Genomic DNA, 17,144 nt, shown 5'->3' on the forward strand with positions numbered 1-17,144 from the left:
ACACTGATCCCCTGTGGCAGCTGGGCTTGCCCGCGATGAGGCCCGGGGAAGCACTAGAGACTCCGAAGTTAATCGTTAATCAACTTCCCAACCCGAATCGGCTCGCGCCCCGCCACTTTCGCCTGCCACGTCCCCGGCTGTGTATACCGCCCGCGATCAATCGCGAACAACACGCCGCTCGTCCCGGCGCGCACGGTGGTCACCCGGTCATTCAACGGGTCGACCACTTCAAACAGTGCATCGCCCCGCTCCACCCATTCACCGGCGTTGCGCAGGAAGCTCACCACCCCGTGATGCGGCGCGAACAGGTACTCGGTGCCTTCGAACGGCATGCCTTCACAGCATTCGCTCGGTGCCGCCGGCCATGCGCCCTTGATGAATCCCTGCTCGGCCAGAAAACCGAGGATCGCCTCGCAGTTAGCCTGAGCCTGATCAACCCGCGTGTCGCCCATGCTGCCCAACTCCAGCGTCGTCGCCAGGTTGGCCGGGGGAATAGCGGCGTCAGGAAACGCCCGCGCCAGACGCAACCATGGCGAAGAACACGATTCGTCGAACGAGCTGCCGCCGGAATCTTCACACAACAACGCTACGCCAGCCTTCAGCCGCGCAGCCAGGGATTGCCACTGCGGCCAATGCTGCGGCAAGGCATAGAGATGAATCGCCGCGTCGAAATCACAATGCAGATCGAGGGTGATGTCGGCATCACACGCATGGCGCAACAGCAAGCGGTGCATGGCTTCCAGTTGCGAGGCCGGTGCCGGCAAACCATCAAGGACCTGGCCCATGGTCTGGCGAATCAGGGCGATGTTGGCCTGCGCATCGTCGCCCAATCGGTCACCGATCAACGCGGCCACCGGTGCGCTGAGCTCGACAAACGAGCGGTTGAAGTTCTTGCCGCTGCCCAGTTCAAAGCGGCCCATGTGGCTGCCTTGCAGGTGCTGATCGAGGCCGATCGGGTTCGCCACCGGTACCAGTTCAATCACGCCTTGCAGTTGGCCTTGGGTGTCGAGTTCGGCCAGGCGTTTCTTCAACTCCCACGCCGTGCGCATGCCCGGCAGTTCGTCCGCATGCAGGCTGGCCTGAATGTAGACCTTGCGCGTGCCCGCGCCGTAGCGAAACACGCTGAGGGTACGTTCGGTGCCCAGGTGGCTCCAGGGCAGTGAATGGTCGGTGCGTTGCATGGATAAACTCCTGAAATCTGAACAGTGAGATCCCCCTGTAGGAGTGAGCCTGCTCGCGATAGCGGTGGGTCATGTCATTAAATTTCGACTGACCCACTGCTATCGCGAGCAGGCTCACTCCTACAGCGTTCTCTGTTGCTAGAAAGAATGCACAAAAAAAATGGCAACCGCGTCAACGGTTGCCACTTTTTTGAACAGCGTGATTACTCGCCGTAAACGTCAAACTTGAAGTACTTGTCCTGCACTTGCTTGTACTTGCCGTTGGCGCGGATTTCGGTGATAGCGGCATTGAACTGCTCGGCCAGGGCGGTATCGCCCTTGCGCACGGCAATGCCGGCGCCGCCACCGAAGTACTTCGGATCGTTGTATTCCGGGCCTACGAAGGCGAAACCTTTACCGGCGTCGGTTTTCAGGAAACCGTCGTCCAGGTTGACCGAGTCGGCCAGCAGCGCGTCAACGCGGCCAGAGACCATGTCCAGGTTGGCTTCCTGCTGGGAACCGTAGCGAACCAGCTGAATCCCGCCCGGCACCAGCACTTCGGTGGCGAAGCGGTCGTGGGTACTGGCGCGCAGCACACCGACTTTCTTGCCTTTGAGATCGGTCAGCGGGTCCTTGACGTCGGTGCCTTCCTTCATCACGAAGCGCGCCGGCGTGTGGTAGTACTTGATGGTGAAATCGACGTTCTTCTTGCGGTCGTCAGTGATGGTCATGGACGACAGGATCGCGTCGATTTTCTTCACTTTCAGCGCCGGGATCAGGCCGTCGAATTCCTGCTCGACCCACGTACATTTGACTTTCATCTGCTCACACAGCGCATCGCCGATGTCCACGTCGAAACCGGTCAGTTTGCCGTCAGGGGTTTTCATCGAGAATGGCGGGTAGCCGGCTTCAATACCGATGCGGATCGGCTTGGCGTCATCGGCCACAGCGGTCAGGGACAACATCGACAGTGCCAAGGCACCGAACATCACTAGCTTTTTCATTTATAACTCCCGTGTGCGGAGGCTTTTATTGGCAGCTTACGATTGGCTTTCGGCCGGTGAAAACCGAAGTGGTCGGCAGTCTAGAGTGGCTTCAAATGGGCAAATTGTGTTTAAGCGACAAATACTTACAGAAAAGTGGCTCGCGTAACGGAGTCCCTTGAAGTGTGCGCCACCGCAGTGCACAGACTGTAGGACAAGTCCTTTAATCAGACAAAACCTACACACAAAAACGACAGGGAATCCTGATGCCAACATTGAACCTGATCCAGCACCACCCCGCCGAAGGTCCCGGGGCGATTGCTGAATGGGCCACGTCCCGAGGCTTGACGCTGAACGTCTTTCGCGCAGACCTCGGCCAATTGCCTCCGGTGAGCGCGACACCGGTGATGGTGTTGGGTGGGCCTTACGAATCCAGTGCTGGCCCGGCCTGGCTGGAAGCCGAGCGGCAGTGGTTGGCGGGCAGCCTGAATCAGGGCGCTCCGGTGTTTGCGATTTGCCTGGGGGCGCAGTTGTTGGCGTTGAGTCTGGGCGGACAGGTGCGGCGGATGGATCGAACCGAAACCGGCTGGACTGAGGTGACGTTCGCCGATGGCCAGCGGCTGAAGGTGCTGGAGTGGCACGAAGACGCGATTGATCTGCCGCCCGGCGCGCAATTGCTCGCCAGCAGCGCTCAATGCGAACAGCAGATGTATCGGGTGGGGCCGATGCGTGTGGGGTTGCAGTTCCATCCGGAGTGGAATGCCGGGTCGGTGGCGATGCTCAATGAACACTTTGGTGAGGAATCACCGTTGCCTCGGGGTGAACAGGACAGCGCCGCCTACACCGCCGTATATGACTGGTTGCAGGCGACGCTGGATGGGTGGTGGACCGTTTCGTCCGCTATGCGCAATGGTTGATCAACATTCACACCCTATGGCGGTCGAGGCTGGCCGCTGCACCGCCACACTCAACTCAAACCCTTCATCCAGCCACCCCGTCACCCCGCCGATCATTTCCTTGACCGGGTAACCCAGCGCCGCAAGTTTCACAGCGGCCTTGTTGGCGCCGTTGCAATGCGGGCCCGCGCAATACACCACGAGCAAACTGCTTTTCGGGTAAGCCGCGAGACCTTCAGCGGTCAGCAATCGCCCCGCAATATTGATCGCGCCCGGCACATGGCCGCGCTCGAACGCCAGCGGACCGCGTACGTCCACCAGCACAAAATCCACTTCGCCGGCCTGTTGGCTGGTGTGGACGTCGGAACAGTCGGTTTCGAAAGTCAGGCGGTTGCTGAAATGCATCAAGGCAATGGCCGAAGGGGCGGCGGGGATTTCGCGAACCAGGCTGGTCATGTTCTGTACTCCATAGTGTGTGGGCGTGAGAAGACTTTATCCGCCCGCCACTTGCCGCTACAGTGGCGCACAAGACACTCACCGGGAACTTTCCGCCAAATGCAGCCTAACCCTGGATTGGTCGCGATTCTGGCCTACGACGGCCTTTGTACTTTCGAATTCGGCATTGCCGTGGAGATCTTCGGTCTGGCACGGCCAGAGTTCGACTTCCCGTGGTACGAACACCGGATTGTCGCCGTGGACCAAGGCCCGATGCGCGCCATGGGCGGCATTCAAGTGCTGGCCGATGGTGGCATGGAGCTGCTCGAAGATGCCCGGACCATCATCATTCCCGGCTGGCGCGACCGTCATGCGCCGGTGCCCGAACACTTGCTCGACGCCTTGCGCAAGGCCCATGCACGCGGAGCGCGATTGCTGTCGATCTGTTCCGGGGTGTTTGTGCTGGCGGCGACCGGTTTGCTCGACGGTCACTGCGCTACCACCCATTGGCGCTACACCACTGAACTGGCTGAACGTTTTCCGCACATTCTGGTGGACCCGCAGGTGTTGTATGTCGATGCCGGTCAATTGATTACCTCGGCCGGCAGCGCAGCGGGCATCGATGCCTGCCTGCACCTGGTGGCGCGGGATTTCGGTACGCAAGTGGCGAACACGGTGGCTCGGCGGCTGGTGATGTCGCCGCAACGCACTGGCGGCCAGGCGCAGTTTATTCCGACACCGGTCAGCCCGACGCCGCGCAGTGACGTGTCACGCGTCATGCAATGGGCGCGGGAGCGCTTGCACCAGCCGCTGGAGGTTCGTGATCTGGCGAGCGAGGCGGCGATGAGTGAGCGAACGTTTCTGCGCCGCTTTACCGAAGCCACCGGGATGTCGCCAAAAGCCTGGTTGCAGCATGAGCGACTGGCGCGGGCCCGGGAGTTGCTGGAGGGCACCGGGCACAATACCGATCAGATTGCCGAGCAGTGCGGGTATCGGTCGGTGGAGAGTTTTCGGGTGGCGTTTCGGGGGGTGGTGGGGGTGCCGCCGTCGGTGTACCGGGAGCGGTTTGGGCGTGGGGACATGGCTGGTATTTGAGCTGACCTTCAGGGCCCCATCGCGAGCAAGCTCGCTCCCACATTGGATCGATATAACGCCTGAAATTCCTGTGGGAGCTCGCTCGCGATGAGGCCAGCCTAGACACCACTGGATTCAAGGCTTGCGCAGCAGATAGGTATCCATAATCCACCCATTCGCCAATCGAGCCGCCTTGCGCACCCGCTCAATCTCATCCGCTACCTCTTCAAGCTTGCCGCTGATCAGCATCTCATCCGGCGTCCCCAAATAAGCCCCCCAGTAAATCACGGTCTGCGGATCAGCCACCTGACAGTAGGCATCTTGCGCATCCAGCATCACCACCACACTGTCCGCGTCACTCACCTGCCCCGCGGCCAAACGGCGCCCGGTGGTGATTTCAATCGAGCGACCGATGCGATTGAGCGGCACTTTATGGCGCGCTGCCAATGCCTGGACGCTGGTGATGCCGGGGATCACCTCGAACTCGAACACACAGCGCCCCGTCGCCAGGATCGCCTGCAAAATCCGGATCGTGCTGTCGTACAACGCCGGATCGCCCCACACCAGGAAACCGGCGCATTGCTCGTCAGTCATTTCCTCGTTGATCAGGCGTTCGAAGGTCAATTGCCTGGCAAGGTTGAGGTCTTCGACACTGCTCGTGTAGTCCACCTCACCGCGCTCACGCTCGGGGCTGTGGGCTTCGACGAAGCGATAGTCGTGATCGGTGATGTAGCGTTCGCAGATGTCGCGACGCAGGTGGATCAGTGAATCTTTGTCCTGGCCCTTGTCCATCAGGAAAAACACATCGACGAGATTCAACGCCTTCACAGCCTGCATCGTGATGTAGTCGGGATTGCCGGCGCCGATGCCGATGACCAACAGTTTTCTCATCACAGCACTCCTTGGGCATCAGTGCCGAGCAAGCGCAGGCGCCAGCGGCCGGTGAACCGCAACTCAATGGCTGACAACGGTTCAACGTCAATCTGGTTGAACGCCGCACCCTGCAATACCAGGGTGAGCGCAGCGCGAATGACAAACGGATGGGTGACCGCAATAACATGCCCCGGCGTTGCCTCAAGGGTGTGCAGCCACTGCGCCACACGCTGACCCAGTTGCGCCACCGACTCACCGCCATGGGGCGCCGAGGTTGGGTCATCGAGCCAGGCCTGGAGCGCCTCGGGCTGCGACGTTTGCAGGTCATCAATGCGCACGCCCTGCCACTGCCCGAAGTCGCAATCGCTCAATGCATCGACCACTTCAACTTCATCGCCAAACAGTGCGGCCGTTTGCCGGGTGCGCAATTCCGGACCGCAGAGCAAACGCGGCGTCCCTTTGAACGCATGACGACGCGACCCCTTCGCCGATTGCCAATCCATTTCCAGCGGTTCGTTCGTAGGAAAACGCGCCAATTTCTGTGCGACGGTTCGAGCGTGACAGATCAAGGTCAAACGGGTTGTTTGCACGGATAAACACCCTGGCGATGAAACGGAAACGGCAACGCGCCGACGATATTCGCCTGATTGTGCCGCAAGAAGCCCGACTCAGGGCGTTTCGTTTCAACCGGCACGCCTGGCTTGCCCCTGCAGCAGGCCGGTGAAACTCGGCAATCTCCGACACGTTTATGGGCGATAGCCTACAAGCTCTATCGACTACCATGTAGCCCCTTTAGCGCGCGGTTTACGCCCTGTTTTAGGGCTCAAAAAAGGCGTGGAAAAATTCACTAGACTTGTAGGCTCGGCTACATAAATACTGCTTTCGCAATTTGTGAAATGAAACCGACATCGCCATCCAGCAGGAGCCCGGATGCCCACCTTCAGAGACCTGATCACCGACGCCGGCCTGGAGCTGACGTCGTCGGAACGCAAGGTCACACGCGCCTTGCTGGCCCCGTACCGGCGTAACGGGCTCGGCCCTCTCTTGCAACCACGTCCCCACCTGCAACAAGTCCATCTGCACTGGCCCCGCCTGTTTACGCACCCTCCCCGCGCCATAGCCTTGGGACTGACCTATTTTTTGCTCAACAAAACCGGCTCCCCCAGGGTGCTGTCCGAGCCGAGCAACGGCTTAAGATAAAAAGTGCGGCGTCTGACAACAAATCAGCCGATCGCTGCTTCAACGCGTGGAAACCGACAGTGATAGTCAGGTTCGGAACACATCGCCGAACCCTTTGATACAGGAGTACATCCATGCTGGTCTTACGCCCAGTCGAGTTAACCGACCTGCCCCAGTTACAACAACTGGCGCGCGACAGCCTGGTGGGTGTCACGTCGTTGCCGGACGACACCGAACGCCTGCGCCAGAGGATTATCGATTCCTGCGCCTCATTCGAAAAAGACGTTGAGGCACAGGGCCCGGAGAATTACTTCTTCGTGCTGGAGGACCTGACGACCCAACGCCTGGCAGGTTGTTCAGAGCTCCTGGCCACCGCCGGCTTCAACGAGCCGTTCTACAGCTTGCGTAACCGCCACTTCACCAGCGCCTCCCGGGAACTGAACATCGAACATGGCGTGCCGGCGCTGTCGCTGTGCCAGGACCTCAACGGTCACACCTTGCTGCGCGGCTTTCACATCGATACCACGCTGGTGCGCACTGCATTTTCGGAGCTGCTGTCACGGGCACGGCTGCTGTTCATCGCCGCCCATCCGCAGCGCTTTGCCGACGCGGTCATCACCGAAATCGTCGGCTACAGCAGCGATGAGGGGCAATCGCCGTTCTGGGATGCGGTGGGCAAACACTTTTTCGACCTGCCTTACACTGAGGCCGAACGGCTGTGCGGACTGGAAACCCGGACCTTCCTCGCCGAACTGATGCCGCAGTACCCGATCTACGTGCCGATGCTGCCCCAGGCGGCCCAGGACTGCATTGGCCGGATTCACCCGGACGGCCAGGAGGCCTTCGATATTCTTGAGCGCGAAGGCTTTGAAACCAACAGCTACATCGACCTGTTCGACGGTGGCCCTACCCTGTATGCGCGCACTTCGAACGTGCTCTCCATCGCCCAAAGCCAGACAGGCACGGTGCAACGGCGCTCATCCATCGATGCACGCGGTCGTTACCTGGTGAGCAACGATGCGCTCGAAGGCTATCGCGCGATCGTCGTCGAACTGGATGTTGTAACCGGGCAACCGGTGGGGTTGAGCGCCGAGATGTGTCAGGCCTTGAACGTGACCGATGGCAGCCCGATCCGGCTGATCGCCTTGTGAGCATCACCCGGCCCTGTGCCCAACGACAGCGCCCGAACTGGCGCAAAGAAGGAGCTGCATCATGATTGTCCGCCCGGTTCGCGTCACCGACCTGCCCGCCTTGATGGATCTGGTGCAACAGGCCGGCCCGGGGTTCACCACCCTGCCGGCCAACGAGGATCGCCTGGTGCACCGGGTGCGCTGGGCCCAGCGGACATTTGCCGAACAGGTGGAGCGTGCGGATGCCGATTACCTGTTTGTGCTGGAGGATGACGATCAGCAAGTGGTCGGCGTCAGTGCAATGTCTGGCGCCGTAGGCCTGCGTGAACCCTGGTACAACTACCGGGTGGGGCTGACTGTCAGCGCTTCGCCGGATCTTGGAATTGCGCGACAGATTCCGACCTTGTTCCTGAACAACGAAATGACCGGCCAATCGGAGCTGTGCTCGCTGTTCCTGCGTCACGATCAACGCCAGGGTACGAACGGCCGGCTGCTGTCGCTGGGACGGCTGCTGTTCGTCGCCGAGTTCCCACAATTGTTCGGCGACAAACTCATCGCCGAACTGCGTGGCAGCGCCGACGAGCACGGCTGTTCACCGTTCTGGGACAGCCTGGGCCGGCACTTCTTCAAAAAGGAATTCAGCTACGCCGACCACCTGTCGGGGCTGGGCAATAAATCCTTCATCGCCGAACTGATGCCGCGCCAACCGCTTTACACCTGCCTGCTGACTGAGCAGGCCCAGGCGGTGATCGGCAAAGCGCACCCGAACACCGTGCCGGCGATGAAACTCCTGAATGCCGAGGGCTTTGCCCATCAGGGTTACATCGACATCTTCGACGCCGGGCCGGTGATCGAAGCGCCGGTGGCGAAAATCCGTAGCGTGCGCGACAGCCAGGCGCTGGTACTGGCCATTGGCACACCCGACGAACAGGCCCCGGTGTGGCTGATCCACAACCGACGCCTGGAAAACTGCCGCATTACCGTGGCCAAGGCACGCCTGGTCGGCAACAGTTTGGTGGTCGACCGCCTCACCGCCAAACGCCTGCAACTGCAACCTGGCAATTCGGTGCGTGCGGTGCCTTTGTTGAAGCAACAGCAGCAGGCTGTGGCGGCGTAACAGTGTCGCCTTGGTGTTAATAATCAATGTAAACCAAAGTTCCGCCATAGCGGATCAGCCCACCATAAACATCCATTAACAACTGACAACATCAACTAACAACTACTAAATTGCCTTTAGTGGTCGTCCTCCCCATACTAAAAACACAAACCAGCCACATTAAACGAGCCCACCACGCAACGTCCTATAGACAATTGATCTTACGCCCCGGTATTTCGCACAACCTCAAACCAGCTGATCGCCCCACCCCAAAGAACCGAAGCAGAACACTTCATGATCAAGACACTTTTAAACGCAACCTTATCACCCAACGAACTGATAACCACTTTAAAAACACTGGACACATCCGCTGAAATTCATAAGTTAGTCAGCGTGCTGCATAACACGCCTGAACACCCTCATGAAACATCTAAAAGCGCGACGATCATGAAGTCAACAAACACCCTCACCGGAACATTGACACTGTACTGCAACGACAGTGGAAACATCAGTCTCAAAGTACCTGATCGCGCACCGCCGTCACCGCCGTCACCGCAGCTGTACACCGTTCCAGGCAACAGTGTTTTGTTTGCCATCAACGACCAGTCATTTCCTGTCCAGCTCTATGGAGTAGAAGCCAACAATCTGATACTTGGAAAGCAGGTCATTGTCGACGCCAACAACCCGTTATTCATCGACGGTACGAAGGTCCTGTTCGACAGCAACCCCACAGGCGACGGGCACGCGACATTCATTGGCAGTATCAACCTGCCAGATAAAAGCGCAGATATCGGGGTATTTGATCGTGCCTCTCGACACAAAATCGCCTGGTTTCCCCATGACGATAGCGCCGCACGCTACCTGGTGAGCCTTGAACTACTTGAAGCGGCGCAGGATCCAGGGGCTGGCAAAGTGGCCGAAGAATTGATTTATCACTACCACCCCGCCGTCGCGTGGAAAGCATTTCAGGTCATTCATAAAATCGATCCGCAAGCCGCACTGCATTTCGTACCACTGTTGAGAAACCTGCAAAACAGTCGCCTGAATGTTTTACTCGAACAACAGAGTGAAGCGGCATGAAGCTGAATACATTTGTTGAGCGAATGGCGGCTTACGATCTAGAGCGAGACAAGCCACAAATAATAGAAGACTTACGTCAACTGAGTACCAACCGTACCTTACTGAGCGAGCACCTTTACAACATTATTCAGCAAGAAGGTTTCAGCACACGCAACAGTATCTATAGCGCTTACGCTTTTGTTCTGCATTACAACGACCTGTTTACTGTTCGTTTGGGTTTTTGGTCACCGGTCTCTTCTCAAGACGAAAGTGAAACGTTCATCTACGATTTGAACCACACCCACGACTTTGAAATCTATGCCATGGGTTACAGCGGCGACGGCTATATAACCGTGACCCGAAAAATACTTGATGACACACCGATTCGCGTGAATGCAAGACCGATACTCGGCGAAGAGCGAGTACTTAAACTCGCACCCGGCGAGGTCCTGCACATGCTTCCACTACAGGAAATACACAAGCAGCTCCCCCCGAAAACAATGTCCGCTTCGTTGAGTTTACTGATCCATCCTCAACGATCGGTTAAAAACGAAGAAGCGTGGTGCTTCGACGAAAACTACATACCGACTTATCCCGGTATTGCTACGCAGGAAACAGCGTTCTTTGAAAAAACGCTGGCACTGCTTAATAGTGGTAGTCATTCGCTACCCGATAAAAACCAAAGGAAGAAAACATGAACAAGCCAACGAACAACTGGAATGAAACCCCGCTGCTGCGTGCAGGTACCAACGTGATCAACACTCCCGTCGAGACTACCAAGCAATCCCCGTGTGGCGAATTCGTGCTTCGCTATAACGTGGGTAACATCCATGAAATCAAGCAAATCTGGAACGTGACGGCTAACGGCTGAAAGCGCCACCGTTAAACATGCCGCAAGCTGCAGACCGATCAGGTCTGCGGCCTTTTTCTGAACGCACCGACGAAAAAACCGGCATCCCTGTAAATTCGTCATCATTTGCCCCCCGCCCCCGTGATAGCCTTTTGTTCCTTCGGCGTTGACACTTTTGCTCAAGCCCTTCCATTCCAATTGCAGTGGTGGAACTCGTATGTCCAGGCTTTCCCATCAAGATTTGCGCCGTAACTTTCGCGAATTGTTCGCTTCCAACACCTGCTATCACACGGCTTCGGTCTTCGACCCGATGTCGGCCCGCATTGCCGCTGACCTGGGTTTTGAAGTGGGAATTCTGGGCGGCTCCGTCGCATCGTTGCAGGTGCTGGGCGCCCCCGACTTTGCGTTGATCACCCTCAGCGAGTTCGCCGAACAGGCCACGCGCATTGGCCGCGTCGCGCAACTACCGGTCATCGCCGACGCCGACCATGGCTACGGCAACGCGCTCAACGTGATGCGCACCATCGTCGAACTTGAACGCGCCGGCATCGCCGCCCTGACTATTGAAGACACCTTGCTGCCGGCGCAATTCGGCCGCAAATCCACCGACCTGATCGGGGTCGCAGAAGGCGTCGGCAAGATCCGCGCCGCGCTGGAAGCCCGGGTTGATTCGGAAATGGCCATCATCGCCCGCACCAACGCCGGCATTCTGCCGATCCAGGAAATCATCAGCCGCACCCAGCAGTACCAAGCCGCCGGCGCAGACGGGATCTGCATGGTGGGCGTGCAGGACTTCGATCAACTGGAAAAAATCGCCGAACACCTGAGCGTGCCGCTGATGCTGGTCACCTACGGCAACCCGGCGCTGCGCGACGACAAACGCCTGGCCGAACTGGGCGTGCGGGTGACCATTGACGGGCATGGTGCTTACTTTGCGGCGATCAAGGCGACGTACGACAGCTTGCGCGAGCAGCGGCAGATCTTTACCCAGGCGTCCGACTTGAGCGCGACGGAGCTGACGCATACGTACACGCAGCCTGAGGACTACATTCGTTGGGCCGAAGAGTTTATGCGTGTGAAGGAGTGATGATTGTTCCCATGCTCTGCGTGGGAATGCCTCAACGGACGCTCCGCGTTCGGCTTCGAAGGGACGCGGAGCGTCCAGGGCTGCATTCCGAAGCGGAGCGTGGGAACGATCAGTGGTGCGGATTACTGCTTGGTCAATTCCATAATCATCCGCGACAACAGATAAATCCGCGGCGCCACGCTTTCTACCTCCGCGTACTCTTCAGGTGTATGGATATTGCCGCCCACAATCCCGAACCCATCCAGTGTCGGCGTACCCACACCCGCCGAGAGACTGGCATCCGCCGCCCCGCCGCTGCCTTCTTCGGTCAACTTGCGACCAATTTCGCCGTAAATCCCCTGCGCCATGGCCATCAACCGATCCGACTCCGCCGTCTGCGGCATCGGCGGTAATCCGCGCTGAAGGGTGGTGGTGACTTCGGTATCCGCAATCAGCTTGTCCTTGGAAACCCGCGCCAGATCCTTCTCGATCCGGTCGAATTCTTCCGGTACCGCCGCCCGCACGTCAGCCTTGGCCGTGGCCTGGTCCGGGATCACGTTGGTCCGGTCGCCGGCCTTGATCACGGTGAAATTGATGGTGGTTTTCTTCTCTTCATCACCCAACTTGCCGAGTTGTAGAATCTGATGCGCGGCTTCCATGGCAGCGTTGCGCCCCAGTTCCGGCGCGACACCGGCGTGAGCGGCTTTTCCTTTGACTTCCACCACCGCCGTCGCACTGCCTTTGCGCCACACCACCAAACCATCCGCCGGACGACCCGGTTCGAGGTTGAGGGTCACGTCGTGGGCCTTGGAGGTTTTCTTGATCAGGTCGGTGGCGACGTCGGAGCCGGTTTCTTCACTGGCGTCGAGCAGGAACGTGATCTGCGCGTAGTCCTTGAAGTCGAGGTTTTTCAGGACTTTCAGCGCATAGATCCCGGCGACGATGCCGCCCTTGTCATCCATCACGCCAGGCCCATAGGCGCGGCCGTCCTTGATATGGAACGGGCGCTCGGCGGCAGAGCCTTCCTTGAAGACGGTGTCCATGTGCGCCATCAGCAGGATTTTCGCCTTGCCGGTGCCTTTCAGCGTCGCAATCACGTGGCTGCTTTTGTCGGGTGTGTTGGGCACCAGCTCAATGGTCGCACCGAGCTTTTTCAGCTCGTCGATGGCGATGTCGCGCACTTGCGTCAGGCCGGGCTCATAGCCGGATCCGGAGTCGATGTTGACCAGCCGCTCCAGCAGTTTCAGGGCTTCACCCTTGTATTGCTCGGAATCGGCGAGGACTTGTTTGTGCGGTTCGGCGAAGGCTGCAGGAGCGAAGGCGCCGAGGGCGAGGGTCAGACTGGTGACCAGAAGGGAGCGAGGGAGATTGAGCGTCATGAATCGGTCCTTGTTTCGTGTCGGGGTCAAAAACACCCTACCTGACTACGACGCAAGGCTCTAGACCGAATGCGACACACAATAATCCATGGCCGAAGATTAACCTGCAGTAAAGGGTCAGACCGGGTCGAGCAGTTCACGATAGGGCTTGCCATTGGTGCGGCAGATCACGCGATTGCGGCCCGTGGTCTTGGCTTCATACAACGCCTGATCCGCATCGTTGAGCCATAACGTCGCATCGGTGTGCGCCGTACTGAAAGACGCCAGGCCAATACTCAAACTGACTTTCAACGCCGGACTCTGCTCGTAACCCAACGTGGCAAAGCGGTCGCGCAGTGCCTCCATCGTCGCAGCGGCGCTGTTCAACGGCATATCGGGCAGGATCACGCAGAACTCGTCGCCGCCATAGCGCCCGGCCACATCAGCGACGCGCAGGTTTTGCTTGAGCATTTTGCTCAACTGGCGCAACACGATGTCCCCGGCGACGTGGCCGTAGGTGTCATTGATCGCTTTGAAATGGTCGATGTCGATCAGCGCAATCGCCCCGCCCTGCTGCAGGCGTTGGCAGCGCTGGAATTCGACTTCAAGTTGATCCTTCCAGGCGCCATGGTTCAGCAGGCCGGTCAGGCTGTCGGTACGGCTCAGGGCCAGCAACTCGCGCTTTTGCTGACCCAGGGTGGTGGCCTGACGGAAGCAGATCCAGCCAAGCGCCAAGGGATACAGGATCAGCAGCGGCATGCAGGCGAACATCTGCAACGGTGTTGTCGACGGAATGAACGCGGGGGTAAACGCCAGCCACCCCACCCCCATCCCGAGTATTTGCGCGACGGTGCCCACCAACAGGAATCGCATGCCGCCGATGGCGACGTTGTTCATCGCCATCATCGACAGCGTTGCAACGCTGGGCAGTGGATTGAACTGCATGGCCGCGACCCAGAAACCGCCGAGAAAGGCGTCGACCAGGATGTTGCGGTGCTCGGCGTGAAACGGCACCTTGGCCCGACGTGCCCACTGATAAGCAACGTGCGGCCACAACACGCCGTTGAACAGCATCAGCCCCCACACCCACGGTGCCGGGTCGAGCGGGTACATCGCCGCGCCCACGCACAACAATCCCAAGGCCAGGCCCAGGGTTCGCGATGTATAAAGCCTCCTGGCTAATGAAAGTCCTTTCCCCGCTTTTGCCATAGGGCCTCTGCGCCACTCATCGGAACCGGATTACACCGGGCTTGCAGGTGCGTTTGAAGTCTATCAGGGCGACGTTAAATAGCCATCACCGGTGAGCGGCTTGAATACCGGGGTATTGCCACGAGGCGAGTCCCCAATGTTTGGCTATACATGAAGGGAGGGTTCAATCAATAACTCTAAAAAAGGAGGCCCATGCAGACTTTTCAAGTGTTGATCATCGGCAGCGGTTTTGGCGGTCAGTGCGCGGCGATCAATTTGCTCAAGGCCGGCATCGACGATTTTCGCTTGCTGGAGCGGCGGGACTTTTTTGGCGGCACCTGGTGCCAGAACACCTACCCCGGCGCAGCAGTGGATGTGCCCTCGCCCCTTTATTCGCTGTCCTTTGCGCCCTATCGCTGGACGCAAATGTTCGCCCAACAGGCGGAACTGCACCACTACACCCAGTACGTGGTGGAACACTTCGGCCTGCGCGACAGGGTCGAGCTGGAGGCCAATGTCGAACGCATCGAATGGGATGACGCCAACAAACGCTGGGCCGTGCACACCGGCAGCAAAGGCACGTTTTACGCGCAGTTTCTGATTAACGCGACGGGGCCGTTGAGCCAACCGGTCGTCCCGCACTTCGAAGGCGTGGAACGCTTTCAGGGCAAGACTTTTCACACCAACAACTGGGACCATTCCTACGATTACCGGAAAAAACGCGTGGCCATCGTCGGCAGCGGTGCCAGCGCCGCGCAGGTCATTCCGGCGATTGCCCCGGACGTCGCGCACCTGCATGTGTTCCAGCGCACGCCGCACTGGGTATTGCCGAGGGCTGACCGCGCGTTTGGTCCTTTCCAGCGTTGGCTGCTGGGCCTGAAACCGGCCTACAAACTGCTGCGCTGGATGATCTACTGGCAGTTCGAAACCCGCGTGATTGCCTTCAAATACTCGAAACCGGCGATCCGCATGGTTCAGCATCAGGCCTTGCGCTTTCTCAAGCGCCAGGTGCCGGACCCCGAACTACGCAAAAAACTGACTCCGGACTTCACCATCGGCTGCAAACGCGTGCTGGTCTCCAGCACCTACTACCCGGCGCTGAGCCGCCCCAACGTAACGTTGCACAGTCGCGAACAGGGCATCGCGTCCATCGATGAAACCGGCATCGTCACTCAGGACGGCCAGCACATCGACCTCGACCTGATCGTCTGGTCCACCGGTTACGACGCCACTGACGGGGTGATTTCCTACCCCGTCACCGGCAAACACGGCACACGACTCAAGGACGTCTGGGCGCAGTACCCGCGGGCCTATCTGGGCACCAGCCTGCCGGACTTCCCGAACCTGTTTATCGTCACCGGCCCCAACACCGGCATTGGCCACACCTCGGCGCTGTTTATCATCGAATCGCAGATGAATTACATCCTCGACTGCATCCGTACGTTAAAAGCACAGGGTTTACGCAGCATTGAAGTACGCCCCGAAGCGGAACGTACCTACACTGAAATGATCCACAGGGAAATGGAGCGCACCGTTTGGAAGTCTGGAGGCTGTCACAGCTGGTATCAAAGCAAGAGCGGTCATGTGATCGCCATGTTTCCGGGGTTTAGTTTCAGCTATCACCGATTGACCCGGGCCTTGAAACCGGCCGACCACATTCTGTCCTGATCACGTTTAAGGAAGTCATCCGATGCTTCTATTGGTCGTCATTATCGCGGTTATCGTGGCCTGGAGCTGGTTGAGCTACCCGACCATCGGTTATTGGCTGTACGACTGGAACATGGCGATTGAAGCCAAGCTGTATCGGCTGCACAAGATCGTCGTGCCGATCAACGAAATGACCGTCTCGACCTGGCAAGGCGGGCCGTATGAGGCGTCCAGCAGTGTGCTGATGCTGCACGGCTACAGCGCCGATAAAAACCTGTGGTTGCGCTTCGCCCGGCATTTTGTCGGTACGCATCGGGTGATCATTCCAGACATTGCCGGCCATGGCGAAACCGGCTTCAAGGCCGGTGGCGGCTATGACATCCCGTTGCAGGCCAAGCGGATGATCCAGCTGCTCGACGTCTGCGGGGTCGAGAAAGTGCATGTGATCGGCAACTCCATGGGCGGCTACATCGCGGCGTGGCTGGCGGCCACCTACCCGGACCGCATCGCTTCTGTGGCGCTGATCGACCCGGCCGGCGTCACTGCGCCCGAGGCCAGTGATCTGGAGCGACACCTGGCCAAGGGGCACAACCCTTTTCTGATTCATTCGCGGGAAGAGTTTCGGCGTTTCTACGCCATGACCATGGCCGAACCGCCGTGGGTGCCCGGCGTGGTGCTGGACGCCGTTGCCCAGCGCTATGAGCAAAGTCGCGATGAGCTGGAAGAAATCTTCAACGACTTCCGTGCCAGCCCGCCGATGGAACCCAAACTGGCTGACATCAAATGCCCGGCGCTGCTGCTGTGGGGGCACAAGGACCGTTTGATCGACGTCAGCAGCGTGGCCGTCTGGAGCAAAGGCATCGTCGATCTGCGGGTGCATATCTGGGACCACGTCGGGCACATGCCAATGGTCGAACAGCCGGCCAATACCGCACGTCTGTATCGCGAGTTCCTGGGATCGCTGCGCACCGAAAGCCGCTCGCACCTGTAACGCGACCCTCTAACGCGACCCTTAGCCGCTGACGAGCAACGCGAGGCTGCGGCTACACGAGCGGTAGTGCAGCAGTCCTGGGGAGAATGAAGTCCGTAAGATTCTTCGTTTGTCGGCGCCGCTGAAGGCTGCGATCTTTTCGCACATCCTTTACGTCAC

General features: G+C 58.9%; 17 protein-coding genes and 1 pseudogene. 11 read left to right on the forward strand and 7 right to left on the reverse strand.

The annotated features are described in order from the left end of the window. Nucleotides 1-68: 68 nt before the first annotated feature. On the reverse strand, nucleotides 69-1,181 hold the full coding sequence (locus tag AB4N43_RS05370) for a M14 family metallopeptidase (RefSeq protein ID WP_027925220.1): 1,113 nt from the start codon (nucleotides 1,179-1,181) through the stop codon (nucleotides 69-71). Nucleotides 1,182-1,384: 203 nt separating this feature from the next. Continuing rightward, on the reverse strand, nucleotides 1,385-2,164 hold the full coding sequence (locus tag AB4N43_RS05375) for an ABC transporter substrate-binding protein (protein ID WP_027925219.1): 780 nt from the start codon (nucleotides 2,162-2,164) through the stop codon (nucleotides 1,385-1,387). 245 nt (nucleotides 2,165-2,409) lie between these two features. Between AB4N43_RS05375 and AB4N43_RS05380 the strand changes: the two genes are divergently transcribed. Then, nucleotides 2,410-3,060 carry a type 1 glutamine amidotransferase gene (locus AB4N43_RS05380; RefSeq protein WP_027925218.1) on the forward strand — a complete coding sequence of 217 codons (651 nt, stop codon included), beginning with the start codon at nucleotides 2,410-2,412 and terminating at the stop codon, nucleotides 3,058-3,060. Here the strand turns inward: AB4N43_RS05380 and AB4N43_RS05385 are convergent, their stop codons facing one another. After that, nucleotides 3,061-3,495 (reverse strand): rhodanese-like domain-containing protein, encoded by a 435-nt coding sequence (locus AB4N43_RS05385; protein ID WP_460153424.1) that lies wholly within the window; start codon nucleotides 3,493-3,495, stop codon nucleotides 3,061-3,063. Nucleotides 3,496-3,594: 99 nt separating this feature from the next. Here AB4N43_RS05385 and ftrA point away from each other — a divergent pair, with 99 nt between their 5' ends. Continuing rightward, the gene (gene ftrA, locus AB4N43_RS05390; protein WP_410921925.1) at nucleotides 3,595-4,569 is read left to right on the forward strand and encodes a transcriptional regulator FtrA; all 975 of its coding nucleotides are present in this window, start codon (nucleotides 3,595-3,597) and stop codon (nucleotides 4,567-4,569) included. A 114-nt stretch (nucleotides 4,570-4,683) separates the two neighbouring features. Here the strand turns inward: ftrA and cobF are convergent, their stop codons facing one another. Further along, nucleotides 4,684-5,439, reverse strand: a complete 756-nt coding sequence (gene cobF, locus AB4N43_RS05395; protein ID WP_460153426.1) for a precorrin-6A synthase (deacetylating) — start codon at nucleotides 5,437-5,439, stop codon at nucleotides 4,684-4,686. Continuing rightward, the gene (locus AB4N43_RS05400) at nucleotides 5,439-6,011 is read right to left on the reverse strand and encodes a histidine phosphatase family protein (protein WP_027925214.1); all 573 of its coding nucleotides are present in this window, start codon (nucleotides 6,009-6,011) and stop codon (nucleotides 5,439-5,441) included. The genes cobF and AB4N43_RS05400 overlap by 1 nt, the downstream gene beginning before the upstream one ends. A gap of 340 nt (nucleotides 6,012-6,351) precedes the next feature. Here AB4N43_RS05400 and AB4N43_RS05405 point away from each other — a divergent pair. From AB4N43_RS05405 to AB4N43_RS05435, 7 genes and pseudogenes are all read left to right on the forward strand, one after another. Further along, nucleotides 6,352-6,483, forward strand: a pseudogene (locus AB4N43_RS05405) (MurR/RpiR family transcriptional regulator); the annotation flags it as partial. 251 nt (nucleotides 6,484-6,734) lie between these two features. Beyond that, nucleotides 6,735-7,751 (forward strand): arginine N-succinyltransferase, encoded by a 1,017-nt coding sequence (locus tag AB4N43_RS05410; RefSeq protein WP_027925212.1) that lies wholly within the window; start codon nucleotides 6,735-6,737, stop codon nucleotides 7,749-7,751. 61 nt (nucleotides 7,752-7,812) lie between these two features. Beyond that, the gene (gene astA / locus AB4N43_RS05415; protein WP_027925211.1) at nucleotides 7,813-8,847 is read left to right on the forward strand and encodes an arginine N-succinyltransferase; all 1,035 of its coding nucleotides are present in this window, start codon (nucleotides 7,813-7,815) and stop codon (nucleotides 8,845-8,847) included. A gap of 273 nt (nucleotides 8,848-9,120) precedes the next feature. Next, nucleotides 9,121-9,906, forward strand: a complete 786-nt coding sequence (locus AB4N43_RS05420; protein ID WP_460153429.1) for a hypothetical protein — start codon at nucleotides 9,121-9,123, stop codon at nucleotides 9,904-9,906. Then, the gene (locus tag AB4N43_RS05425) at nucleotides 9,903-10,583 is read left to right on the forward strand and encodes a transposase (RefSeq protein WP_194939691.1); all 681 of its coding nucleotides are present in this window, start codon (nucleotides 9,903-9,905) and stop codon (nucleotides 10,581-10,583) included. Before AB4N43_RS05420 ends, AB4N43_RS05425 begins: the two co-directional genes overlap by 4 nt. After that, nucleotides 10,580-10,756, forward strand: coding sequence for a hypothetical protein (locus AB4N43_RS05430; RefSeq protein ID WP_172825910.1), 177 nt, complete (start codon nucleotides 10,580-10,582; stop codon nucleotides 10,754-10,756). Before AB4N43_RS05425 ends, AB4N43_RS05430 begins: the two co-directional genes overlap by 4 nt. 196 nt (nucleotides 10,757-10,952) lie before the next feature. Then, complete coding sequence (locus AB4N43_RS05435; RefSeq protein ID WP_027925208.1) at nucleotides 10,953-11,822, forward strand: isocitrate lyase/PEP mutase family protein; 870 nt, start codon at nucleotides 10,953-10,955, stop codon at nucleotides 11,820-11,822. A gap of 122 nt (nucleotides 11,823-11,944) precedes the next feature. Here the strand turns inward: AB4N43_RS05435 and AB4N43_RS05440 are convergent, their stop codons facing one another. After that, the gene (locus tag AB4N43_RS05440; RefSeq protein ID WP_460153432.1) at nucleotides 11,945-13,180 is read right to left on the reverse strand and encodes a M20/M25/M40 family metallo-hydrolase; all 1,236 of its coding nucleotides are present in this window, start codon (nucleotides 13,178-13,180) and stop codon (nucleotides 11,945-11,947) included. 117 nt (nucleotides 13,181-13,297) lie between these two features. Continuing rightward, nucleotides 13,298-14,368: a diguanylate cyclase gene (locus AB4N43_RS05445; RefSeq protein WP_027925206.1), complete on the reverse strand. Its 1,071-nt coding sequence runs from the start codon at nucleotides 14,366-14,368 to the stop codon at nucleotides 13,298-13,300. 192 nt (nucleotides 14,369-14,560) lie between these two features. Between AB4N43_RS05445 and AB4N43_RS05450 the strand changes: the two genes are divergently transcribed. After that, a complete protein-coding gene (locus tag AB4N43_RS05450; RefSeq protein ID WP_059181101.1) occupies nucleotides 14,561-16,015 on the forward strand; it encodes a flavin-containing monooxygenase in 1,455 nt (484 codons plus the stop codon). A 22-nt stretch (nucleotides 16,016-16,037) separates the two neighbouring features. Next, entirely contained in the window at nucleotides 16,038-16,985 is a 948-nt protein-coding gene (locus AB4N43_RS05455; RefSeq protein ID WP_027925204.1) for an alpha/beta fold hydrolase, read from the forward strand. Nucleotides 16,986-17,144 lie beyond the last annotated feature (159 nt).

This window comes from Pseudomonas sp. S2_B07 (assembly GCF_054668435.1).